The organism is Bartonella sp. CL434QHHD, assembly GCF_042195145.1.
Lineage (GTDB): Bacteria > Pseudomonadota > Alphaproteobacteria > Rhizobiales > Rhizobiaceae > Bartonella.
In genome coordinates this window covers 14,637-37,895 of the sequence record NZ_JBHINT010000040.1, presented here as the reverse complement: position 1 = coordinate 37,895, position 23,259 = coordinate 14,637, and the positions used below count along the sequence as shown (strand labels likewise).

Below are 23,259 nucleotides of genomic sequence, written 5' to 3'. Positions count from 1 at the left end.
TGAACAATAATATAGGCCGCATTCCCACAGTTACTGGCAAGGAGCGTGAAATAGAAATCAGAGGTTTAAACTGTTCGATTTTAGATGGCAGCTTGATGACAAAAGCCAATGGTAAGATGGCATACAATTTAGTATCATTCATAATACGAGCCAGATGTGTTCTTTTTCGGTTATAGTGCTAAAAAATTGTCAAAGTGGGTAATTTTTATATGCGTAGAATGTGGTTATTCGTGCGGATTTTGTTGGTGCATTCAGTATATTATTACGTGGATGAGTTTTTGCGTAAACAATAAGAAAATTGATAGAATAAAGCTTTTAAGTTGCCCGATAGAAAGCTAAGAGCTGTGCTAAACAACATGATAGCAATTATCAAGACAACGATCACATAGAGATTTTCAGCATGCTGAGTAGGCAAAATTAAGTTAATAATTGCTTGAAATAAAAGTATTCACCAAGTAAAGTAGATGTAAAACGATAGCAATAAGATTAATTTCAATAACGTAATAAATATATTTCTTTGTTGTGCGAGTAAATCAAGAGAAGGTTCTTAATTTTTCTTATGCAAACTCATTTTAATTTATGATTTTGTTAAGAAAAAGAAAAATTAATGTGTTATATTTTAATAGTATTTGCGAATATTATTTTTTTGTACGGTGTTTTTATTTTATTTTAATTTAAAATTAGGTTTGACAATTGTCTAAAACGCGTAATAATCAAATTTAATTGTATCGATATGATGCGTTTTTCTATAAAAGAAAAAGGAGAGTTCAAGCTCATCACGCGCTTCAGGTAATTCATGCCGTCCTTCGGGTTATTATTGGGATACAATAAAATCTACAGGACAAACAGGAGCAATGATAGTGGCGCCTGTTGGGACAGTTGGAGGTGCTGTGCTTGGAGGAATCGTAAGTATAGCGGGTGCAGTTGCAATAGAAAATAGATGGTATAGTTCCTGTTAATCGTAGCTGCTGCTGTGGAGGGAGCTATACTAAGAGAAGCAGTAGGCAGCACTATAAATGGTGCTCTAGTAGGGGGCTTTTAGAGTTGTGCATCATTTTTATAATTGTGTACGGTAATTTATAGAATATCTGCAATATATCTCTAAAATCATAATAATTTTGTAGATATGTTAATGAAAAATATGTCTAAGAAATATTGTTAGAATATCTTTTAATGGTATATTATTTATAATTCTATATATTTTAGTTCATAAATTTTAAGTGTTATAGATACTTTAAGTACTATTAATATTATTAATAAATTTATTAAAATTATATTATGCTTCTAAAGCGCATATTAAAACTGATATTATAAAAAATCATCAATAATATTCATTTTATTTTTTATAGTATTCTTTATTTAAGTATCTTTCTATAGAGATTATGAGATATGTTATTAATAAAGTTATGTTTTTAAATTTGTCCAAAAAAATAAAGAGAAATCCAGACAGCTTCTTTTTCAATAAACAAAAATAATGCTTTAATTTGATGTTGTAAAATAACTGATAACGATCATATGTTTTTGATTATCAGTGATGAAAATAATGTGATTTTTGATATAGAGATTGAAAAGATTGAGAACTTTTTCGCGTATCACTCATATTTTCTTACCAAATTTTTTGAAAAATTATATAAAGCAAAAAAATAAATTCTGTTAAGTTATTAGCATTTATAATGAGTTTTTTATTTTCCAGTTTTGTGATTGTTTTTGCATTTAACAATGCATTAACAACATGTGTGGTCCATTTTAAAGTTTTGTTTAAAATTACATAAGTAAGTTCTATTTTGATTTGTTATTGCATCGCTCGTATTGATGTATAACAAAAGCGTTTGAGACAATATAAGATCACAAGAATAAATTTTTAATTGGGTATATAAACTACCGATTGCTTACAGATAAAAAAATCTATGCATATCAAAGTTACGTAAGTTTTTTCTCTTCAAAATGTGTATTTGAATTAATTTTTGTGATTGATAGCTTTACTACGATGAAAATACTTGTGAGTTTATTGTTATTCATTAGATACCTATGAATTTTACATATCGATTCAAAAATATAGAATAATATAATTTTACGATTATTGTGGAGTTCATTTTGATAAACTGAAAAACATAATGCTGAGCATTACAAATATTTGCAAAAATGCTTTTATTAGGTGTTATTTTGTTTCTTTATAGTTTACATTTTTTATCTTTTTAACCTTGGTTAGAGAGAGAATTTGTATTCATTATCTATTTCTCTATTTTATTTTGAATGGGTGGAGCACTATTAATATCAAAAAGTAATGATCGTGGAAGATAATGAGCTTAAACTGAAGTTATTCTGCGATTCTGTAGAAACGAATTGTCGTAAAATCGTTGAAATGTTTAATGGCTTTATGGATTAAAGTTGGCGATTTCATCAATATTATCTCTTATCTTATCTCGTTTAGCTTTTCTAATCAAAGAGCGAAATTTTTGTTTACGCTAAATTTTTACTCGGTTAGCTATTGCCTCTCAACATACAATAAGAAAAAAATTAGCTTACTGTATGCTACCAATATAAAAAATCCATTATGTGTAATAAAAAAGACAATTTAGTAATATTTTTTTATGTTGTGATTTAAAAATGTTGTGATTAAAAAAATCAATCGTTTTGAAGAAAAAATACAATTTAAACAATAATATAATCATATTATTGTAATAAAATTTTATCATCTAATCAGTCAGCTTAAAAACAAAAATAGAATAATTGACAAAACAAATTAAATATGGAAAGAATAAAAATATAATACAAAATGATAACTATTTTTGTATTATATTATCATTCTCTTCTCAGTAGGAAAATATGAATCATCGGTAGATGATGTGATGTTTTCTGTTTAGAGAGTAAGGTTTTATTAAATATTGTAATAGGTTATTATAATGAGAATATTTAAGCATTGTATATCATGTGTTGTTGCAGTCGCTATTTTCTTTTCACAAGTTTTAGGAGCCAATGCCGATTCTTTAAATGGTAGATCTCAAAACGCTGATTTTATTTCTGTAATGAAACAAGAGAATAGAGTTATTAAATCTGTTAAGGAGATTATTAGTCAATTTTCAGAACAAAGCAGAGAAAAAGATGTCCAAAAGGTGGCTGGTTTGATAGGAATGGAGCCAGCGATTTTTGGTTTAATCGCATTTCTTGTATATTTCTTTACTAGAAAGCCACCGGATCCTAGAAAAAGCGCAGGTGAAAAAGCATTCACTGCTTTTACTCGAAGTGCATGGGCTCTTAATTAAAAATGTTGATTTGATGAATTTTAAATTATTCTGTTTTTGAATCTTTTATAATTAATAAACCGTGATTTCTAATCACGGTTTAGCTATTTTTATATTTATTAATATGCCCATTAAGCTTTAAGTTTTTAGGCTGTACTCTTTTTTTAATATTATTACAGAAATACTTTATTGTACATAATATAGTCTTTTTGAGGTTTAAAATTTTTAATCATTTTATCTTGGTTAGAAAGAATGTGTATTTATTTCTATTTCTCTAAGTCGTAGAATTATATTAATGTTAGAAAGTTAGAATCTTGAAAGACAATGAACTTTATTAAAATTATTCCACGTTCTTGTAGAAACGAATGGCTGTGAAATCTTTGAAATGTGTAATGGCCTTATGGCATTAGATTTGGCGCGTTCACCAAAGTTATCCCTTATCTTACTTAATTTAGCTTTTTCAATCAAAGAGCTAAGTTGATACTTACGCTAATTTTTGCTGGGAAAACTATTTCTTCTCAATCTATACTAAGAAAAAATTATTTTAACAGAATATTTCAATAAAATATTTTTTTGTTTTTTGTAAATTTTAAAAATATTTATCTTACTATATTATACAAAAAATAAAAAACATTACGTGTAACTAAAAAAACAATATATTGATATTTTTATGTTATAATATCTAATAATATTTATGATAATAAAGATAAAATTATAATAAAAACAATAAAATAATTTTATTTTAATACATTTTTGCCATTAAATTATACATTATTAAAACACGAATAAAATAATTGACAATATTAAAATAAACATGTAACGGATATATTGTAAATGTAATATAATATAAAATTAACAATTAAAATAAAACTGTTAATTAAATTTTGTATTATATTTTTTGTTATTAGAAGATAAATATACTTTATCGATAGATGATGTAATGTTTTCTATTTAGAGGGGGCGGTAAAGAAAATTTATTTTATTAAATATTGTAATAGGTGTTTATGATGAAAATATTCAAGCATTGTATAGTATGTTTTGTTGCAGTAGCTATTTTCTTTTCACAGGTTTTAGGAGCCAATGCTGATTCTTTAAATGATAGATTTCAAAATGCTGGTTTCATTTCTGTAATGACACAGGAAAATAGAGTTATTAAAGCTGTTGATATGATTATTAGCCAGTTTGGAGGACAAGGGGCTGAGAAAAATGTCCAAAAAGTCGCGGGTTTAATGGGGATGGAGGCAGCGATTTTTGGTTTAATCGCATATCTTGTATATTTCTTTACTAGAAAACCGCCGAGTCCTAACAGAGAGACAGGTGGAAGAGCATTCGATGCTTTTGCTTATAGTGCATGGGCTTTGAATTAAAAGATAATTCCTTGATGAACTTTGAATTATTCTGTTGTTGAATATTTTATATTAAATAAACCGTGATGTTTAATCACGGTTTATTTATTTTTTACTTTTAATAATATGGTAAATTTATCCTTTAATATCATTAAGATATTGTTGGGGGATGGCAGTATAGGGGACATTAAATTTAAATAATCAGCTGCTTTTTAAAGTTAATTAAATTTTTTCTCTTCAAAATACGCATTTGAGCTAAGTTTGTATTTGATATTTTTCTATGATGAAAATGCATATGCTGGAATTGAGATATTCATAAACGGTGCGTATTCACTCAAAAATATAGGGTAATACAATACTTATGGTTATTGTGGATTTTATACTGATGAACTGAATAAGTATAGCGATGCGTCTTACAAATATTTGTAAAAAATGCTTTTATTGGAATCTTTTAATCTCTTTGTGGTTTACAATTCATTTTATCATTTTATCTTAAGCAAAGAGAATGTGGATTCATTTCTATTTCTCTATTTTATTTGAGAAGGGTGGAGTTATACGAATGTCAAAAAAAGTCATGATCGTGGAAGATAATGAGCTTAATATGAAGTTATTCCGTGATCTTGTAGAAGCGAGTGGTTATGAAACTGTTGAAACGCGTAATGGTCTTATGGCATTAGATTTGGCGCGTTCATCAATGCCATCTCTTATCCTTGTGGATATCCAGTTGCCAGAGGTCTCTGGAATAGATGTTATTAAACAATTAAAAGAAGATGAAGAACTTCGATCAATCCCTGTTGTTGCTGTAACAGCTTTTGCTATGAAAGGCGATGAGGAGCGAATTCGTGCCAGTGGATGTGAAGAATATATGTCAAAGCCTATTTCTGTTCCTCATTTTATCACAATGGTAAAACATTTTGTGGACTAAAGCTTGTTAAGTGATGATAGAAAAAAATATTGAAAAGCTTATAAAATTGCTAAAGTTTTCGTGCAAATATTTTTCTGCTTTAGCACGTGGATATATTCAAGTTAGTAAAACAGATTTTAAAAATTGAAACTGAAGTTTCGAGATTTTTCGGTTTATTTTCTTGCCTTTTATCTTAAGAGAGGAGGTTGTTTTGCATTTTTGTTTTTTCTAATCGGTATAGATTTGTTCCTACATTCATCTAAAAGTCTGTTTTAGTAGGGGAAAAAGCCTCGGTTTTGTCCGAGGCTTTATGCATTGTACAAAAATTGAAATTAACGCTTTGAGAATTGGAAAGAACGACGTGCTTTTGCTTTACCGTATTTTTTACGTTCAACAACGCGGCTATCACGGGTAAGAAAACCACCTTTTTTCAAGATTGAGCGAAGTTCTGGTTCATAATAGGTTAAAGCTTTGGAAATGCCATGGCGCACTGCACCGGCTTGTCCGGAAAGACCACCGCCTGCAACGGTTGCAATAATATCAAACTGGGTATCCCTATTTGTTGCAACAATTGGTTGACGAAGAATCATTCTAAGAACAGGACGAGCAAAATATTTGTCAAATTCCTTATTGTTGATTGTGATTTTTCCAGAACCTGGTTTAATCCATACGCGTGCAACAGCGTCTTTACGCTTTCCTGTTGCATAAGCACGTCCTTGTGAATCAAGCTTTTGCACGTGGACAGGAACAACATTTTCATGTGTTTCTGTAATACTTGTTACTATGCTAAGCTCAGAAAGAGAATTAATTTCAGCCATAATCAAGCAATCCTTTTGTTTTTGCGGTTTAAAGCACCAACGTCAAGAGATTCAGGCTGTTGTGCTTCATGTGGATGTTGGCTTCCAGCGTAAACACGTAGATTCTTCAATTGACGGCGACCAAGAGGCCCTCGAGGAATCATGCGCTCTACTGCTTTTTCAATAACGCGTTCGGGAAAACGTCCCTCAAGAAGTTGACGTGCTGTACGTTGTTTGATTCCACCAATATAGCCGGTATGCCAATAATATTTTTTATCCGTATATTTTTTGCCAGTGAGAGCTATTTTATCTGCATTAATGACAATAACGTTGTCACCATCATCAACATGTGGAGTAAATGTAGCTTTATGTTTGCCACGTAAGCGGTTAGCAACAAATGTGGCAAGACGACCCAAAACAAGGTTTTCTGCGTCAATAATAACCCATTTTTTCACCACTTCAGTTGGCTTTTGTGAAAAAGTTGCCATAGAAGTATCCTTTATTAGAACCCTTTTAATATAAGGGAATTTTTACTGTTTTGCGTTGAAAATTGTTACCATAGCGAAATATTTAACGCATACTACTTGCTCTGATATAATGTCTTTTGATTGACGTCAAGAGAAAATAAAAACTTTATAAAACAACATGTTATGAGAAAGGTATTATAATACCCCATTAAAAGAAGTTTGTAGACCATTTAAACTTAAAATGAATGTTGCAAAAAACTATTTTATCTTTAACGCATGATTGTATTTTATTGTTCTTCATTATAAAATAAGAAATAATGCAGTGGTCTCGTTATTTTCTCAATGTTGAATCTTCTGCTTGTGGTCAAGCTTGGTTAGATGCCCTTGATGTTCAAGGGATAAATAATGCGCGCGCTATTTCTCAAAAATTTGGCTTTCCAGATCAGTTAGCTCGAGTACTTTCAGCAAGAGATGTGGATGAAGCTGAGGCTGTTGCTTTTATTAATCCAACATTACGTACGCTTATGCCTGATCCAGAAAGTTTTAGGGATATGCAATGCGCTGCAGAGCGTATTGTTAAGGCTCTTCTCAATCAAGAACAGGTTGCTGTTTTTGGTGATTATGATGTTGATGGTGCTTGTTCATCGGCACTCATAGCGCGTTTTTTTCGTTATTTTGGTATTGAAGTCAAAATTTATATTCCTGATCGTATTGTTGAAGGCTATGGTCCGAATGAACAAGCAATGAGGATGCTTGTGCAAGAAGGCGCTCGGTTAATTATCACTGTTGATTGTGGCGCAAACAGTCCTGATGCCGTAAAAGCAGCGAGGCTTGCTGGTGCTGATGTTGTGATTTTAGATCATCATCAAATGTCAGAGATTCATCAAGAAGCCGTTGCTCTTGTCAATCCTAATCGCCCTGATGATTTTTCTAAACAGGGGCATTTATGTGCAGCTGGCGTTGTTTTTGTTACGTTAGCTTGGGTTCATCATTTGCTGCGGAAAAAACAATTCCAAGGGCAGCTGCCTGATCTTTTAAGTATGCTTGATCTTGTTGCATTGGCAACCATATGTGATGTCGTTCCATTACAGGGGGTTAACCGTGCTTTTGTGATAAAAGGGCTTCAAGTTGCTCGTTCTATGCATAATCTAGGAATAACAGCTTTAACAAAGGTTGCACGAATAGGGGAGCCGCTTAATAGTTTTCACTTAGGTTTTTTGTTAGGTCCTAGAATTAATGCAGGAGGGCGCATTGGTGATCAAGCTTTGGGAGCACGTTTACTTAGCTGTGAGAATAAAGATGAAGCGGACAGAATAGCAGAACAATTAGATCGGCTTAATCAAGAACGCCAAGAAATGGAGAACATTCAATTAGCACAAGCGGAATCTTACATTACTTCTCTTTATCAAGATCAAGAAATACCATTATCGCTTGTAATTTCACATAAAGAATGGCATCCGGGAATTATTGGTATTCTTGCTTCCCGTCTCAAAGAGCGTTTTTTTTGTCCTGTTTTTGCTATTGCTTTGAAAGAAGATGGAAATGGCGTAGGGTCGGGACGCTCAATTAATGGTATAGATTTAGGAGCACTCGTTCGTGAAGCTGTTACATTAAATTTATTAGAAAAAGGAGGGGGACATAGTATGGCAGCAGGAATTACAATTCAATCAACAAAAATTGAAATTTTTCGAAAATGGCTAGAAGAAAAAGTTTCTTTAATGGTTTCACAGTTGCGTGCAAAAAAATCTCTTAGTATAGATGGTTCTCTTTCTGCTTCTGGTGTTAATGAAACGCTGTTTGAATTGCTTGAAAAAGCAGGGCCATTTGGGGCAGGGAATGCAACACCTGTTTTTGTTCTTCCCTCTCATCGACTGGTGAATCTATCTGAAGTTGGTAAAGGACATCTTCGCCTCATTGTATCTAATGTTGAAGGAAAAAAACTGCAAGGAATTGCTTTTCGTGCTGTAGGGACATCGCTTGGTGATTTTCTTTTTGAAAATATTGGTGAAATGATTCATTTAGCTGGTCATCTTAGTTTGAATTATTGGAATGGAACGATCAATCCGCAGCTGCGCGTGATTGACGCAGCCGCAGTGGTTTGAAAGGGATATTTTTTACATTAGATGTCTAGATTAGAAGCAAAAGTAGAATTTTCTTGTATGAAACGAAATCGTGCTTCTGGTTTTGTTCCCATGAGACTTTCTACAGTCTTTTTCGTTTCTTGCATTTCCACGGCATCAATAGAAACACGAAGCAATGTACGTTTTTGAGGATGCATAGTCGTTTCTTTAAGTTGTTCTGCGCGCATTTCACCCAGCCCTTTAAAACGCCCGATTTCGATTTTAGCTTTTCCAGTAAATTCAGTTTTGAGCAATTCATCCTTATGAATGTCGTCACGAGCATAAGCAACTTTTCCTCCTTGCGATATTCTATAAAGGGGAGGGACGGCGAGATATAAATGTCCCTGATGAATAAGGTCAGGCATTTCTTGAAAGAAGAAGGTAATGAGCAGTGACGCAATATGAGCACCATCAACATCAGCATCTGTCATGATGATAATACGTTCATATCTGAGATCTTTTTCACGATACTTGGAGCGTGTTCCACATCCAAGAGCAAGGATAAGATCGCTAATTGTTTGGCTTGAGTTCATTTTTTCATGTGCAGCACTGGCGACATTTAAGATTTTACCACGAAGAGGTAAAATTGCTTGGTTTGCTCTATTTCTTGCTTGTTTAGCAGATCCTCCTGCAGAATCCCCTTCAACAATGAATAGTTCAGCACCCACAGCATGGTTCTGGCTACAATCTGCAAGTTTACCGGGCAGACGTAATTTGCGGACAGCAGTTTTTCGACTTATTTCTCTATCTTGGCGTCGTCTAACACGTTCTTCAGCACGTTCAATAACCCAATCGAGAAGTTTTGTTGCTTCTTGCGGGGAATTTGCTAACCAATGATCAAAAGGATCGCGGATTGCATTCTCAACGATACGCTGTGCTTCAATGGTTGCTAATCGATCTTTTGTTTGTCCAACAAATTCAGGGTTACTGATAAAGACTGAAAGTATTGCGGCTGTTGAAATCATAATATCGTCAGACGTAATAATCGCTGCGCGCTTGTTTCCTATTAACTCAGCGTAGGATTTCAATCCACGCAAAAGAGCTTGACGTAATCCTATTTCGTGCGTTCCGCCTTCTCCTGTAGGAATCGTATTGCAGTAAGATTGCACACAAGAATCACCACCATGCCAAGCGATAGCCCATTCAACGGAGCCATGGCCATTATTGTGTTGTGTTTTGCCAGAAAAAATTTCTGACGTTACTCGATATTCATCTTTTAGTGACGCAAGTAAATAGTCTTTAAGTCCATTGGGAAAATGAAAAACAGCTTTTTCAGGAATATTTTTTACGCCTTCAAGTATGACGGGATCACAAGTCCAGCGAATTTTTACGCCACCAAAAAGATAGGCTTTGGAGCATGTCATCTTATAGATTTTTTCTGGATCAAAAGCTGCTTTTTCACCAAAAATTTCATGATCAGGATGAAAACGAACGCGCGTACCACGACGATTATAAACATCTCCCAGATCTTCCAATCCAGATTGAGGAATTCCGCGTGAGAAACGTTGGCGGTACAGTTTTCGTTCTCGTGCAACTTCAACTTCCATATCATCAGAAAGAGCATTGACGACAGAAATTCCTACTCCATGAAGTCCACCTGCAGTTTGATAAGCCTTTCCATCAAATTTTCCCCCGGAGTGGAGTTGTGTCATAATAACTTCAAGAGTAGATTTCTCAGGCATTTGAGGATGATTTTCGACAGGAATACCGCGTCCATTATCTGTAACGGTTATATAACCGTTCCTATCTAATGAGACCTCAATAGAATCTGCATAACCCGCAACAGCTTCATCCATCGCGTTATCAATAATTTCGGCAAATAAATGATGAAGCGCTTTACTGTCTGTTCCACCAATATACATTCCAGGGCGTAAACGCACGGGCTCTAAACCCTCAAGAACTCGAATAGAGAGGGCATTATAGTCATCTTCTTGCGTATCTTTTGCACTTTTTCTTGAAATCATCGCTTTTGATTTCATTGGAGGCTGCAGAGTGTTTTCTTTTGTATTTACCCGAGATTGGGCTTTATTTAAAACACTAAAAAGATCCTTTTTGTTATCGCTCATAGCGTTTAACTATCTACCTCATAAAATAAAATGTTTATTAAAATAATTTTATGCCTGTTTTTTATTTAAAAATCAATGCACTTAGAAAACATCAATTGTTGGACCAAAAATTTGTTCAAAAGCGTGTTTGAGAGCAATATCAATATCATGCATTGCTACAGGGCAACCTAGATCAAGAAAGCTTGTTACACCGTGGTTTGTAATTCCACAAGGAACAATTCCTGAATAATGGGCTAAATTAGGATTAACATTGATAGAAACTCCATGAAAACTTATCCATTTTCGCACTCGAATGCCAATAGCTGCAATTTTATCTTCGGAAGAAAGATCATTTTGTTTTGATGGGCAATGAGATTGTTTAACCCAGACACCAACGCGATCTTCTCTGCGTTCGCCTTTAATATTAAAGTTTGCAAGCATCTGTATGATCCATTCTTCTAATGCACTAATGAAAGCACGAATGTCTTGTTTTCGGCGTTTAAGATCAAGCATGATATAAGCAATACGCTGTCCTGGACCGTGATATGTAAATTCACCTCCACGTCCTGCTTCATAAACAGGGAATAAATTAGGCGCCAAAAGATCTTTTTTATTTGCACTCGTCCCCGCTGTATAAAGGGAAGGGTGTTCAAGAAGCCAAACTTGTTCATGCGCGGTTTTTGCAAGAATTTTTTCTACACGTTCTTGCATATAACGCAGAGCTTCAGGATACTCAACTAGATGATCACTTATCTTCCATTCAACGGGTGGATTTCCTAGAATTGCATTAAAATGATGTGATAAGTGATTACGATCCGTATGTTTCAATTCAAATGTCATTGGTAATACTTATCTTGATGTTTGAGTTTATATTGTAATCAATAAAAGTGATTACAGAGTAAGGTATAGAATTGTTGAATAAAAGAGAATACGTTCATAAATTTTATCTTAAGAAGATTTACTACGCTTAAAAATCCACGCTCCTTTTACCATCTTCCTGTTGCACCGCCTCCACCTGATGATCCACCACCACCCCTAAAGCCCCCTCCACCTCGAGGACCACCGAACCTTCCACCAGGATATCTGCCACCGGCACTTAAGTTAAGAAACCAAGGTGTGAAGATGATCCCCAGCCAGAGATACTTTTGTGGACCCACTTTTTTACCAAAAATCATTGCAAGAATAGGGAGACCAAACATTATAAAAAAGGCTAAAAACATAATTGCATTGATTACCATTTCTTCTTTTTCAGCTTGTTTACGTTGTTCTTCAACGATTTTAGCTTTTTCTTTGATACGAAAAGTAAAATCAGAATTACTTTCTGTAATAACTTTGATAATTGCATCAACTGCTTCAGCAATTCCTTTTTGATAATTTCCTTCGCGAAAATTAGGAATCATGAAGCTATTAATAATGACAGAGGAAAGAGCGTCTGTTAGCTCTCCTTCCAAACCATATCCTACTTCGATACGTGCTGTGCGTTCATTCGGTGCAATGACCAGTAATACACCATTATTGATCTTCTTTTGGCCTAATCCCCATGTACGAAAAAGAGAATTGCTGTATGTTTCTATATCATTGCCCGAAAGAGTAGGGAGTGTCACAAGAACAATTTGATCTCCCGTTTTCTCTTCGAGTGCTGCCAGTTTTTTTGTCAAGTCTTCCTTGGTTGCATTATCGAGCAAATGAGCCACATCATTAACATAGCCTGTTAAATGAGGAAATTTTATTTGCGAACAAGCGATACTTCCCAATGCAGCAACTAAATACAGAGAGCAGATAAAAGCCCATAATTGTGGAAATACAATACGTTGCAAAGAGTATCGAAATGATTTCATTAATTAAAATTAACCTTTGGTGTTTGTTGGCTATCAGTATCGATGGTAAAAGTTGGCATAGGTTTAGCATCACGAAACCATAATTTTGCCCAAATCATCGTCGGCATTGTTTTGAGTGCAGTATTGTAGGCACGTACTGTTTCAATATAATCGCGGCGCGCAACGGAAATACGGTTTTCTGTTCCTTCTAGTTGTGATTGAAGAGCAAGAAAGTTCTGGTTTGCTTTAAGATCCGGATAGTTTTCAACAACAGCCATAAGCCGCGAAAGTGCACTTGATAAATTTGCTTGATTTTTGAGATATTGCTGCATAACTTCTGGATTATTCAACATATCTGCATTAATGTTGACTTGCGTTGCTTTAGCACGTGCTTCAATTACATTTGTGAAAACGCTTTGTTCATGAGCTGCGTAAGCTTTAACTGTTTCTACAAGATTGGGGATGAGATCTGTACGACGTTGATATTGATTGAGCACTTCACTCCATGCTGCATGTGCTTTTTCTTCATTTGTTGGTATCGTATTAAATCCGCACCCACTTAAAAATGGCACTAACCATGCCAAAAAAATCACGATTGAAAATTGTTTTAATATTTTAAACATTGAAATTGAAGAAGTTTGTACATTTAACATAAAGATGTCTCCACAGATATTTTATGTATTATATAGGGTTTATCTTCTTGGTGGAAAGTATTTTGAATTTTATAAACAGGCATATTTATCAATAAATCGACATCTCTATGCGTTTTAGGCACGCTTAAGTGACTCGTTGATATTAAAATAATACGGGTAATATAGATGTCATCTTATAAAAGTTCAATAATATTTATATCAATTATTATTACAGAAAATTATATTATTTTCGTAGTATTTTTGTGTTTCACAACGTGCAGATCACAATTGGAAAAGGGAAAAATGTAAGTATCAATCTTATGGAAAGATAGAAGGTAAGGGCAGTTCTTATTTTCACTCCTTTAGAAGTTATGTTTAATAGATTGGACAAAAAAAGCTTTTTAACTATGTATGGTAGTAATTGTGAAGGAGGCGGAAAATCCTGTGATAGAAGGTGTTCAACGGCAAAGTGAAAAGTTTGATGGATTGGCTAATGATTATGATCGTTATCGTCCTCGCTACCCCCTCACTTTATTTAAAACCATGCTCCATTCTTTTAAGAACAAAAAGCATTTGTCCATTGTGGATGTGGGTGCTGGGACAGGCATCGCATTAGAGGGAATTGTTAAATTTTTAGGAAATGAGCACCAATATCATGCTATCGATGTATCGGCAGATATGATTAAGCAGGGGCGAAAAAAATTTCCTACGGTGCAGTGGTATCAGGGCCGTGCCGAAGACCTATTGCCTCAAATTGGCGAGGTTGATCTTGTCATTGCAGCGCAAGCGTTTCAGTGGATGGATCGTCCCAAGTTGCTTTGTTCTGTTTCAGATCAACTTCGAGTCAATGGTGTCATGGCGGTTATTCAAAATAATCGCGATTTCAAGCATAGCGAATTTCTAGAGGCTTATGAGACATTGTTAGAAAAAATGAGTCCGAACTATTCCCGTTATTATCGTAATTTTGATTTTTTACAGGAAATGAGTGATGGCTTTGGGGTAGATCCAGAAAAGATTTTTTTTCATACGCATAATTGGACGATGATGATCCCATCTGAAGCTTTTATTGGAATGAGCCGCTCTTCAACGCAAGCGCAACGCGCTATTGCTTGCTATGGGGAAGAATATTTGCGGCAATTGGTCTCATTGATAAAGAAATATGAAGTGCAAGGCAATTTGGAGCTTTTGTATCGAAGTGAGCTCTATATGTATGCGGGATAATCTGATATCGATGATTACTTTTGCTCTTTTAGCACATCAGAGTAGGCGGTATTCAGGAAATTAACGCCTTATTAAGGCAGATTTTGAGGGGGACGGTTTTTTTCTTCAGCATTCACGTTGACATCTTATTACGTCTGATTTTCATTGTTCACTTGATATGAGAGAGTTTAAATAGAAAATTTATGCACTGCATTATAGTATTGAAGCGCTTTCTTTACTGCAGTTTAACAACAGATTATTTTATAAAATAAGAAGAGGTAGATTGAATAGAAATATTTGATAATTCTTTGTTTTTATGATTGTTTTTTATTATTAAATGAGAGTGTTTTTAATAAATTTTGACAAAAACAACTGAAAAAGTATAAAAATTATCATAATCAGAAATTTGTAGTAAAAAAGGTAATGGCTTGGAAGCACCTTTAAAAAACAACTCATTTTGAAATTATCTCTAAATTCAGATTCAATATAACAAAAAAGTAAAATATAAATATGTTATATGGAGCATTTCTCTTTTTTAAAGATATAATATAAAAACAATATGTTAATTAAATTTTTTGATATAAGAAAACTTCTTTTATTTTTATTTTAAATAACGGGTTAGGGCGAGTCTTGTGTGGTTTTATTGAAGATGTGCTTTTTAGGTTTCAATCTGGCGCTTTAAATACAATTTTAGAAGTAGCAAAAAAGCTCAATTTCTTCTCTGTTGTGATGTGTTGAATAAGTTTTTTAATTTTCTATAGAGTTTAATTTTTGCAATCATGATAGATTGTGACAGCTATCTGTCTAAGATTTTTATAAGTTTAGTAGGAATAGCTTAATGATAAATCTATTGAGTTCTCCATCTTTACGCTTCATAAAAGAATAAGCCTGCACTATCACACACTTTGTCATCTCCCAATGTTGCGACAGCTCTTGACACGGCTTATAAGAGGAGTAGTCCTTTTTTTTACAGTTTTATCTATACGCCAATTTCGCTTATGACGTGCAAGCGAATGGTGTTGATTGATTCAACATACACAGATTTGGAATGAGAGAGTCTTAAGATATTCCGCTCTCTCATTTAATATGAATCATGCTAGATTATAATTATAAATTAATGCGTTATCTATTTTTGAAATCTATAACCTTGGTTATGCTTGTCAATATTTCATTTATCGTCAACTATTCTACTTTTGGATAATGACTCCATTGTAAGGAATACCTTTAAAAAAGTATTCTCGCTTTAAAGAGTCGTTATAGTTTTTTTGTTTTATAGAAGCATCAATAATGCTAAACATTATACTTTGATAAAAAAGAAAGTAAATTATGACTATTATACTGAAACCGAGCGAGGTGACGCTTAGTGAACTTGCGGCTATTTATTTTAATGGTGAAGTGAGTAAACTTCATAATGACACGCATTTAGCTATCGAGAAAGGGGCACTGCGCATTGCTGAAATTGCTGCTGGAAGTGAGCCTGTGTACGGTATTAATACTGGTTTTGGGAAGTTGGCTTCCATTAAAATTGATGCGGACGATGTTACTGTTTTACAGAGAAATCTTATTTTGTCCCATTGTTGTGGGGTAGGAGAACCTTTAGCTGAAAATATTGTGCGTTTGATAATGAGCTTAAAGCTTATCTCTTTAGGAAGAGGAGCTTCAGGAGTTCGTCTAGAATTGGTAAATTTGCTGGAAAATATGCTTGCAAAGGGCGTCATTCCTGTCATCCCTGAAAAAGGGTCTGTTGGTGCTTCAGGTGATCTAGCTCCACTTGCTCACATGGCGGCTGTTATGATGGGAGAAGGGGAAGCATTTTTTCAAAATATTCGTATGAGTGGAGCTGTTGCATTAGAGAAAGCGGGATTGTCCCCTATTATTTTAGAGGCAAAGGAAGGTCTAGCTCTTATTAATGGGACTCAAACATCAACAGCCCTCGCACTTGCCGGTCTTTTTCGAGGTTATCGGGCATTGTGTGGTGGATTGTTGGCAGGGGCCTTGACGACAGATGCCATCATGGGATCAACGGCGCCATTTCATCCTGATATTCATATTTTACGAGGACATTATGGGCAGATTGCCGTATCGAAAACATTAGAAAAGCTTGTAGAGGATTCAGAAATTCGTGCAGCACATTTACGGGGTGATGAGCGTGTACAAGATCCTTATTGTATACGTTGCCAGCCACAGGTCATGGGGGCATGTTTTGATATTTTGCTGGCAGCAGCAAAAACACTGATTATTGAAGCAAATGCTGTTACAGATAATCCATTGATTTTAAGGAATGGTGAAGTTGTATCAGGTGGGAATTTTCATGCTGAACCTGTAGCGTTTGCTGCTGATCAGATTGCTCTTGCTTTATGTGAAATAGGATCTATTTCTCAACGGCGTATTGCTCTTATGGTTGATCCAGCAGTTTCTTATGGACTTCCAGCTTTTTTAGCGCATAATGCGGGTCTTAATTCAGGTTTTATGATTGCTGAAGTAACAGCGGCAGCTTTAATGTCTGAAAATAAGCAAATGGCCCATCCTGCTTCCGTTGATTCAACCCCAACTTCAGCCAATCAAGAAGATCATGTTTCAATGGCTTGTCATGGAGCTCGTCGGTTATTGGTAATGAGCGAAAATCTTTTTACACTTATTGGCATTGAAACGCTTGTTGCAGCACAAGGAATTGAATATCGTGCACCTTTAAAAACAAGTACTTTTTTGCAATCTGTTATGGAATGTTTACGCAAAAATGTTGCTTCTCTTAAGGAAGATCGCTATCTGGCTCCAGATCTTCATCAAGCACATATACTTGTGCGTGAAGGGCACTTATTATCTGTTTTACCAGAAACAATTTTTCCTTCATTAAGTTTTCAATAATATTTGTTTTAAGGACAATGATGAAGGGCGGATATTGAATTTTGAAACTTCCTCATATGAAAATATAGAAGATCAATACTATATTTGAATTATTTAATGAATTATGTATATATATGTTATTTATAGTCAACTAGATATTTTATTATTTTATAGGTATCTGATTTAGCATCATAATTTTATAGAAACTATAAATTTAAAGTACCTATACTTTCTGATTTCTATCAGAAATTTTAATCTAAGTTAAATAATATTCACAAATTATATGTTGTAATATTATATTTTTATAAGTACAAATTATAATATATGTATTATATTAAGTAAAAATAAAAAATTTATTGTAGATTCTTCTTATTTGTTAATACTTTATGAATTTTATATTTCATTTTTGATATTTTAAATAAAAAAGGAGAAAGAAATGTTTAAAAGTGCTAGATTATGTGTATCAATAACAGTTATTTTTTTCTCTCAAATTCTTGAGATTCATGCAAATTGTAGGAGAGGTGGCTTTCCAGAGGAAGTTTTCATTACAATAGTGGACCAAGAGAAGGAGCCTCTGATTTTAGCGAAAAACAAAGATTTTATTGCTATCTCAGGGCAAAATCCCGAAGATAAGGAGAATGCTATCATTAGGCCAACAGTCAAAGATTCTATTTTTAGCGCATATTTTTTTTCCATTGGAAAGTTTATCTTTAAGACAGTTGGAGTCCTTAAAAGATGGGTTGTAAATACAATTTCTCATACTTTTGAAGGCTTGCGAGATTCGTATTATCATTGATTGAGCTATTCAATTGGCGTAAAAAGTTTGCTTTGTGGGCTCAAAGAGAGTTTTCTTAAAGTAACAAAAAATTAATTGTACGCATAGTTAATGCGTTTGTTATGAAGTTTTAGGCTTCTATTTCCGCGCACGGAAATAGAAGCCTAAAAGTTTAGATTACATTAAGATTAATTTTCTCTGTAAAAAACTAGAGAATACGAAATGAATTAAATGACAATTATAAAAAAATTCATTATCACTTTATTTGAATAAAATAATACGAAATTGCAGGCTATAAAAGCTGAGTAATTCGCAATAAAAGTATTTTTTCATTGTTTAGAGCAAAGTGTTTGACGGGCTGGTCTTCAATGTTTTTTGAAATATATTTGTGAAAGAAACATGAGGCTTTATTTATCATAAAGCTGTTATCGTGGTGTGGAGTGTCAGCATTTCAAAAAGTAAGGAAAGAAATGGCAATAAATAAACTGAAAAGAGGGATGAGTAAGCGCCAAGTTATTTTTTTAGCTCTTGGCTCTGCTATTGGAACAGGTCTTTTTTATGGGTCTGCACAGGCAATTAAGCTTGCCGGTCCCAGTGTTTTGATTGCCTATTGTATTGCTGGTTTAGCTATTTTTATGGTTATGCGGGCTCTAGGAGAGATGATACTTCATAATCCATTACCTGGTTCTTTTGCTCGTTATGCGGCAAATTACATATCACCATTAGCAGGTTTTTTAACGGGATGGACATACGTATTTGAGATGATTCTTGTTGGTTTGGCTGATATTACAGCTTTTGCGACTTATATGGGGTTTTGGTATCCTGATGTTGCTCCTTGGGTATGGGCACTGAGTATTACATTAATCATCACAGGTATTAATTTAGCTGCTGTAGAAGTCTATGGTGAACTAGAGTTTTGGCTATCTTCTATTAAAGTTATCGCTATCATTGCGATGATTATTTTAGGAATAGCAATTATTTTTTGGGGGTGGGGTGAAGGTGCAAATTTTTCTACCGTTACTGTTCATAATTTATGGAAAAATGGTGGACTTTTTCCCAATGGTTGGTTTGGTTTTTTAGCTTGCTTTAGTGTTGTTGTTTTTGCTTTTGGTGGCATAGAAATTATTGGCATGGCAGTTATGGAAGTTCAAAACCCTCATCAAACGATTTCAAAGGCAATTAATTCTACTCCAGTTCGTATTTTGCTTTTTTACGTCATGACGTTAGCTATTTTAATGTCTCTTTATCCTTGGAATGAGATTGGTCTTATGGATAGCCCTTTTGTATCTATTTTTGAAAATCTTGGGATTTCGTATGCAGCAAATATTTTAAATATTGTTGTTGTTACAGCGGCTATTTCAGCAATGAATAGTGGAATGTATGGTGCTTGTCGTATGATCCATGGTTTATCGCAGGAAGGTTATGCTTTAAAAAAGTTTCAATATTTATCAAAAAATGGTATACCAGTTTTTGTTATTTTGATGATCTTCGGTATCTTTCTTCTTGGTGCTGTCCTTAATTATTTTTACCATGAAAAGCTTTTTTTTCTTATTGCCGCAATGGCAACATTTGCGACAGTTTTTGTTTGGATGATGATTCTACTTTCACAATTTTTTATGCGAATTAAGATGCCTAAAGAAGCACAGAATGGTTTAAAATTTCCCATTCCATTTTGGCCAATAGGATCGATTTTTTCTATTTTATTTATGGTTTTTATTTTTATTCTGTTATGGTATTTTGATGAGACACGACCGGTTTTAATTATAGGTTTTAGTTGGATTGCTTGGCTTATTATTTGTTTCTATGCACTTAAACTTTATAATTTTAAGCAAAAGAAACAGCAATAAAATGTGAATAGAGATAAAGCTCAAAACAAATAGCTGATGTCATCAGGAAAACAGGTGTTTGATTGTTATTCTCTAAAGGTTAGAACAATCTAGATTGAAAAAATCTGCTCGTTATTATTTTGCTTTGGAAGTTTTGTGAGCCATTGCTTACGGTAACGACCAAATCATATAAATATTAGGCATTTTTTGATGGTGAGCCCTGCAATCAATATAAGTCTTTCAGGTAAAAATGCCTAATAGTGCAAATAGATTTTACCAGATACAAGATTATAGGCAGATATCTTTTTCTAAACGTATTAATGAAGTTCTGTTCCACAAGAGAAGTTATTGTAAGAATTGTTCTTTAAGCTCTTTAAAAAATTGGTTGTTTAAATTTTGTTGTTTAGAAAACTACTATTGCTTTTAGAATCGAAGATAAAGTTCTTTATGTATTTTTTCTCAAAGAGGATTGGCGTTGGTAGAAAATAGTGGATAACAAAGTCATTAGAGGCATTGTATGATTGTATTTGCAAAAACTTTAATAAAGAGCAGCAAGGTATCACAATAAAATCTCATAGAAGAGTAAATTAAAGAGAACAATGAACGTGTGACAGTGTTACGACTCTTATTGTTATTGCGCTCACAATAGCAAGGATCAAACTTATTTTTTATAATATTGATACGAGAGTAATTTTTATCACAAGTGGAGGCGGACAAAATGCACTCCGCAACTGTATTGCGGTGCAAAATTATTCAATACTACCATAAAAGGTGCTCAAGAACACTACGATCAGCAAAAACAATCGTCATCAAGTGGCTTTTTGCATGAGAAATCGTCCGATAGTTCTTAATCGCATACCACAACGGTCTCCTCTATCCTTGGGGCGACGGGCAACATCGTGTTAGACGCACAAGGAGAAGCCAAGATTTCTGCTTCTCATCTGATTTCCGGTCAAGATATCAATGTAATGGGAGAAAGTATGACGATTGTTGGCATGACAGACCATCATAGCAGCCATTCACAGACGCATGAAACAGGTTTTTTGATGGGCATAGATATGACTTTGTAAGCCGATGGATTGGCGGTAATGGCTATACCTACGGGACACTCCCTGCTGGCAGTAACGTTTTGATAGAATGGTTGAGAGTGGCTACAAATCCCATAAGCTCCCATACCTGTCTTGGAGATGTGGGTTATAAATGCCAAAAGTTTTTATGGCACATCTCATCTAGAACAAAAGCCTTGAATTAAATCATGGAGTAAAAAATGAAACAAACTCTAAAATTATTAAGTGCGATAACTCTATTGAGTATAGCCGGATGTCAGTTTAATAAAACTCCTGGAGGGTATTTGAGTGCGTGGGAAAAGCCAAGAGCAGATTTTACTGAGATAGGAAAAGCCCTGTTAGAATGTGGCATGCCAACACCTTATGATGTTGATCCAGAAAATAGAAAGCAGAGCATCAATGCAAAAGCAACAATTTATGCTTGCATGCTTCAATCAGGTTTTCGCTATAAAGATGAAGAAGTAGCAAGAGCGGGTGGGCCATGTTATACTTTTAGAGCCGAAAACCTTCCCATTTGTCGTCCAGGCGCTGTGATCCCTAGGCCCAGTGTCAAGAAGCGCTTGAACAGCCCTTATTGTAAACAGTATAAAAATGCACCTGAATGCAAACCTTAAGTTTTGCTGTTTGTGATGATCAACAATCCCTACCTTCATGCTTCTCATGCCCGTACGGGGATGGCTTAATTCAGCATGTCAATGCTAATTATTTATGAGGACAACAACTGTTGGCGCAATGATATAAAATATCTATTTTGGTTGTAATCAAAATATTGATAATAATTATAAGCATATCGTTGATAGAATATGGTTTTAGTAATAATTTTACCGTATTTTTGCTATAATAATTATGGCATAATCTTCGGAAAGATAAAAATAATATAGGCTGATAATGTTCATCATTGTTTTGGAAATAAAAAACAGCATGTATAATAATTTATAGATTGTTTCGTAATATCAAAATTACTCAAGGATAGGAAAATGAAGCAGATTTTAAAATTATTAAGCGGGATAACCTTATTTGTTATGGCAGGATGTTACCCAGAGCAGCCTTCTCGAACAGCTGTAGATGCATGGGAAAAATCCGGTGCAGATCAGCTTGAGATAAAAAAAGCCCTGTTAGAATGTGGAATACAGCATCTTGATGGTCGTCTTGATACAGAAATAAGTATGGATGAAAAATTCAATGCAGAGGAGTCTGTGAATGCATGTATGATCCAAGCAGGTTTTCAAGATAAATTGGGAAGAATGAAGTGGTGTGAGAAATATGAAAATCTTCCAATTTGTCAACCTGATGCAGTTATTCCTCAGCGAAGTGTAGAGAGGCGTTTGAATAGTCCTCATTGTAAAGAGCATAAAGAACAACCTGAATGTCAACCTTAAGTATTGAGGCTGCTGTAATCAAAAATCCTTACATTCTTGTTTTTGCATGGGGTGGGTGGGATTGTTTCTTCAATATCTATATGCTAACAAGAGTCATCTTGCGTGTGAGCAAATATTAGAAGACTTATCAGTCTTTCTATCGTAAATATTGAAGGAGGGGGAATGAAAAAAACATTGAAATTATTGAGTGCTATAATTTTATTAAGCACTGCTGGGTGTATTAGCAAACCTCCCCCATCGACATTAGAATTATGGGAAAAGCCCGGTGTCAATAAGTCTATGGTCCAACAAGCACTGTCAAAATGTGGTTGGAAACCAATCTACGCTTCTTCTGAAAATATGGATTCGCGTGCAAGTGATTTTGCAGCAGTTTATGAGTGCATGACTAAAGCAGGTTATCGGTACAAATTACAAGATTCAAAGGGAATCTATTTTTCATCAGCGCCGCGAAGTGATTCATTTTTAGTCAATTTAATGGTAGCAGGGTATCAGCAGGCTATGGACAATGATACTTTTGGTGTAACCAATTCGACAAAACAAGAGCGAGATTTGATGTTACGTTTTGAAAATGATAAAAAGCGCCAGAAAATAAAAAAAGCTTTGCACAAGTGATCGCCAATAGTAGAACGTTGATTTTTAAAGCAATAATTGAATAAAAATATTAAACGGGAGAAGAGAGAAATATCGGTCTTTTGTCTCCAATGTAGTTATATTCATCAGCTACGAGATTAGCAATAATGTTGTTGTCAGATGATGATAGCGGTGGATAGTGAGTTGTTGTTTAGAGAAATTTATTCA

Annotated in this window: 17 protein-coding genes and 1 pseudogene; 12 read left to right on the top strand and 6 right to left on the bottom strand. The window is 34.2% G+C overall.

Annotated features, from left to right (window positions below; translation table 11 throughout):
• Positions 1-2,903: 2,903 nt before the first annotated feature.
• From ACFILN_RS06975 to ACFILN_RS06965, 3 genes are all read left to right on the top strand, one after another.
• The gene (locus tag ACFILN_RS06975; RefSeq protein ID WP_375631292.1) at positions 2,904-3,263 is read left to right on the top strand and encodes a hypothetical protein; all 360 of its coding nucleotides are present in this window, start codon (positions 2,904-2,906) and stop codon (positions 3,261-3,263) included.
• Positions 3,264-4,249: 986 nt separating this feature from the next.
• The gene (locus tag ACFILN_RS06970; RefSeq protein ID WP_273791584.1) at positions 4,250-4,609 is read left to right on the top strand and encodes a hypothetical protein; all 360 of its coding nucleotides are present in this window, start codon (positions 4,250-4,252) and stop codon (positions 4,607-4,609) included.
• Positions 4,610-5,147: 538 nt separating this feature from the next.
• The gene (locus tag ACFILN_RS06965; RefSeq protein WP_005773308.1) at positions 5,148-5,513 is read left to right on the top strand and encodes a response regulator; all 366 of its coding nucleotides are present in this window, start codon (positions 5,148-5,150) and stop codon (positions 5,511-5,513) included.
• A gap of 311 nt (positions 5,514-5,824) precedes the next feature.
• Here ACFILN_RS06965 and rpsI read toward each other — a convergent pair whose 3' ends face one another.
• Complete coding sequence (gene rpsI / locus ACFILN_RS06960; protein ID WP_015856545.1) at positions 5,825-6,310, bottom strand: 30S ribosomal protein S9; 486 nt, start codon at positions 6,308-6,310, stop codon at positions 5,825-5,827.
• 2 nt (positions 6,311-6,312) lie between these two features.
• Entirely contained in the window at positions 6,313-6,777 is a 465-nt protein-coding gene (rplM, locus tag ACFILN_RS06955) for a 50S ribosomal protein L13 (RefSeq protein ID WP_015856544.1), read from the bottom strand.
• Positions 6,778-7,073: 296 nt separating this feature from the next.
• Between rplM and recJ the strand changes: the two genes are divergently transcribed.
• Entirely contained in the window at positions 7,074-8,858 is a 1,785-nt protein-coding gene (gene recJ / locus ACFILN_RS06950) for a single-stranded-DNA-specific exonuclease RecJ (RefSeq protein ID WP_273791583.1), read from the top strand.
• A 17-nt stretch (positions 8,859-8,875) separates the two neighbouring features.
• Here recJ and parE read toward each other — a convergent pair whose 3' ends face one another.
• The 4 genes from parE to ACFILN_RS06930 all read right to left on the bottom strand — a co-directional run bounded on the left by parE (position 8,876) and on the right by ACFILN_RS06930 (position 13,391).
• Positions 8,876-10,942 carry a DNA topoisomerase IV subunit B gene (gene parE / locus ACFILN_RS06945; protein WP_375654498.1) on the bottom strand — a complete coding sequence of 689 codons (2,067 nt, stop codon included), beginning with the start codon at positions 10,940-10,942 and terminating at the stop codon, positions 8,876-8,878.
• An 81-nt stretch (positions 10,943-11,023) separates the two neighbouring features.
• Positions 11,024-11,761 carry a lipoyl(octanoyl) transferase LipB gene (lipB, locus tag ACFILN_RS06940; RefSeq protein WP_375660573.1) on the bottom strand — a complete coding sequence of 246 codons (738 nt, stop codon included), beginning with the start codon at positions 11,759-11,761 and terminating at the stop codon, positions 11,024-11,026.
• Between the two features lie 146 nt (positions 11,762-11,907).
• Positions 11,908-12,759, bottom strand: coding sequence for a TPM domain-containing protein (locus tag ACFILN_RS06935; RefSeq protein ID WP_375664707.1), 852 nt, complete (start codon positions 12,757-12,759; stop codon positions 11,908-11,910).
• Positions 12,759-13,391, bottom strand: coding sequence for a LemA family protein (locus tag ACFILN_RS06930; protein WP_273724085.1), 633 nt, complete (start codon positions 13,389-13,391; stop codon positions 12,759-12,761). Before ACFILN_RS06930 ends, ACFILN_RS06935 begins: the two co-directional genes overlap by 1 nt.
• 423 nt (positions 13,392-13,814) lie before the next feature.
• Here ACFILN_RS06930 and ACFILN_RS06925 point away from each other — a divergent pair, with 423 nt between their 5' ends.
• The 8 genes and pseudogenes from ACFILN_RS06925 (at position 13,815) to ACFILN_RS06890 (ending at position 23,073) form a co-directional block, all read left to right on the top strand.
• Positions 13,815-14,591: a class I SAM-dependent methyltransferase gene (locus ACFILN_RS06925; RefSeq protein WP_375671164.1), complete on the top strand. Its 777-nt coding sequence runs from the start codon at positions 13,815-13,817 to the stop codon at positions 14,589-14,591.
• A 1,305-nt stretch (positions 14,592-15,896) separates the two neighbouring features.
• Positions 15,897-17,435: a histidine ammonia-lyase gene (gene hutH, locus ACFILN_RS06920; RefSeq protein WP_273791578.1), complete on the top strand. Its 1,539-nt coding sequence runs from the start codon at positions 15,897-15,899 to the stop codon at positions 17,433-17,435.
• Positions 17,436-17,850: 415 nt separating this feature from the next.
• Complete coding sequence (locus ACFILN_RS06915; RefSeq protein ID WP_375631298.1) at positions 17,851-18,210, top strand: hypothetical protein; 360 nt, start codon at positions 17,851-17,853, stop codon at positions 18,208-18,210.
• Positions 18,211-18,659: 449 nt separating this feature from the next.
• Positions 18,660-20,036, top strand: coding sequence for an amino acid permease (locus ACFILN_RS06910; RefSeq protein ID WP_273791505.1), 1,377 nt, complete (start codon positions 18,660-18,662; stop codon positions 20,034-20,036).
• Positions 20,037-20,776: 740 nt separating this feature from the next.
• Positions 20,777-21,067: pseudogene (locus ACFILN_RS06905) on the top strand (hypothetical protein); the annotation flags it as partial.
• Between the two features lie 215 nt (positions 21,068-21,282).
• Positions 21,283-21,696: a hypothetical protein gene (locus tag ACFILN_RS06900; RefSeq protein ID WP_273791503.1), complete on the top strand. Its 414-nt coding sequence runs from the start codon at positions 21,283-21,285 to the stop codon at positions 21,694-21,696.
• A gap of 363 nt (positions 21,697-22,059) precedes the next feature.
• Positions 22,060-22,461 (top strand): hypothetical protein, encoded by a 402-nt coding sequence (locus tag ACFILN_RS06895; protein ID WP_375631301.1) that lies wholly within the window; start codon positions 22,060-22,062, stop codon positions 22,459-22,461.
• A gap of 162 nt (positions 22,462-22,623) precedes the next feature.
• The gene (locus ACFILN_RS06890) at positions 22,624-23,073 is read left to right on the top strand and encodes a hypothetical protein (RefSeq protein WP_375671160.1); all 450 of its coding nucleotides are present in this window, start codon (positions 22,624-22,626) and stop codon (positions 23,071-23,073) included.
• Positions 23,074-23,259: the final 186 nt, after the last annotated feature.

Bases quoted from the DNA above. Each gene is read 5' to 3' on its own strand.
- ACFILN_RS06935 (WP_375664707.1), bottom strand. From the start codon at position 12,759: ATGAAATCATTTCGATACTCTTTGCAACGTATTGTATTTCCACAATTA.
- recJ (WP_273791583.1), top strand. From the start codon at position 7,074: ATGCAGTGGTCTCGTTATTTTCTCAATGTTGAATCTTCTGCTTGTGGT.
- ACFILN_RS06890 (WP_375671160.1), top strand. From the start codon at position 22,624: ATGAAAAAAACATTGAAATTATTGAGTGCTATAATTTTATTAAGCACT.
- rplM (WP_015856544.1), bottom strand. From the start codon at position 6,777: ATGGCAACTTTTTCACAAAAGCCAACTGAAGTGGTGAAAAAATGGGTT.
- ACFILN_RS06965 (WP_005773308.1), top strand. From the start codon at position 5,148: ATGTCAAAAAAAGTCATGATCGTGGAAGATAATGAGCTTAATATGAAG.
- hutH (WP_273791578.1), top strand. From the start codon at position 15,897: ATGACTATTATACTGAAACCGAGCGAGGTGACGCTTAGTGAACTTGCG.
- ACFILN_RS06970 (WP_273791584.1), top strand. From the start codon at position 4,250: ATGAAAATATTCAAGCATTGTATAGTATGTTTTGTTGCAGTAGCTATT.
- ACFILN_RS06900 (WP_273791503.1), top strand. From the start codon at position 21,283: ATGAAACAAACTCTAAAATTATTAAGTGCGATAACTCTATTGAGTATA.
- rpsI (WP_015856545.1), bottom strand. From the start codon at position 6,310: ATGGCTGAAATTAATTCTCTTTCTGAGCTTAGCATAGTAACAAGTATT.
- parE (WP_375654498.1), bottom strand. From the start codon at position 10,942: ATGAGCGATAACAAAAAGGATCTTTTTAGTGTTTTAAATAAAGCCCAA.
- ACFILN_RS06910 (WP_273791505.1), top strand. From the start codon at position 18,660: ATGGCAATAAATAAACTGAAAAGAGGGATGAGTAAGCGCCAAGTTATT.
- ACFILN_RS06915 (WP_375631298.1), top strand. From the start codon at position 17,851: ATGTTTAAAAGTGCTAGATTATGTGTATCAATAACAGTTATTTTTTTC.
- ACFILN_RS06975 (WP_375631292.1), top strand. From the start codon at position 2,904: ATGAGAATATTTAAGCATTGTATATCATGTGTTGTTGCAGTCGCTATT.
- ACFILN_RS06930 (WP_273724085.1), bottom strand. From the start codon at position 13,391: ATGTTAAATGTACAAACTTCTTCAATTTCAATGTTTAAAATATTAAAA.
- lipB (WP_375660573.1), bottom strand. From the start codon at position 11,761: ATGACATTTGAATTGAAACATACGGATCGTAATCACTTATCACATCAT.
- ACFILN_RS06895 (WP_375631301.1), top strand. From the start codon at position 22,060: ATGAAGCAGATTTTAAAATTATTAAGCGGGATAACCTTATTTGTTATG.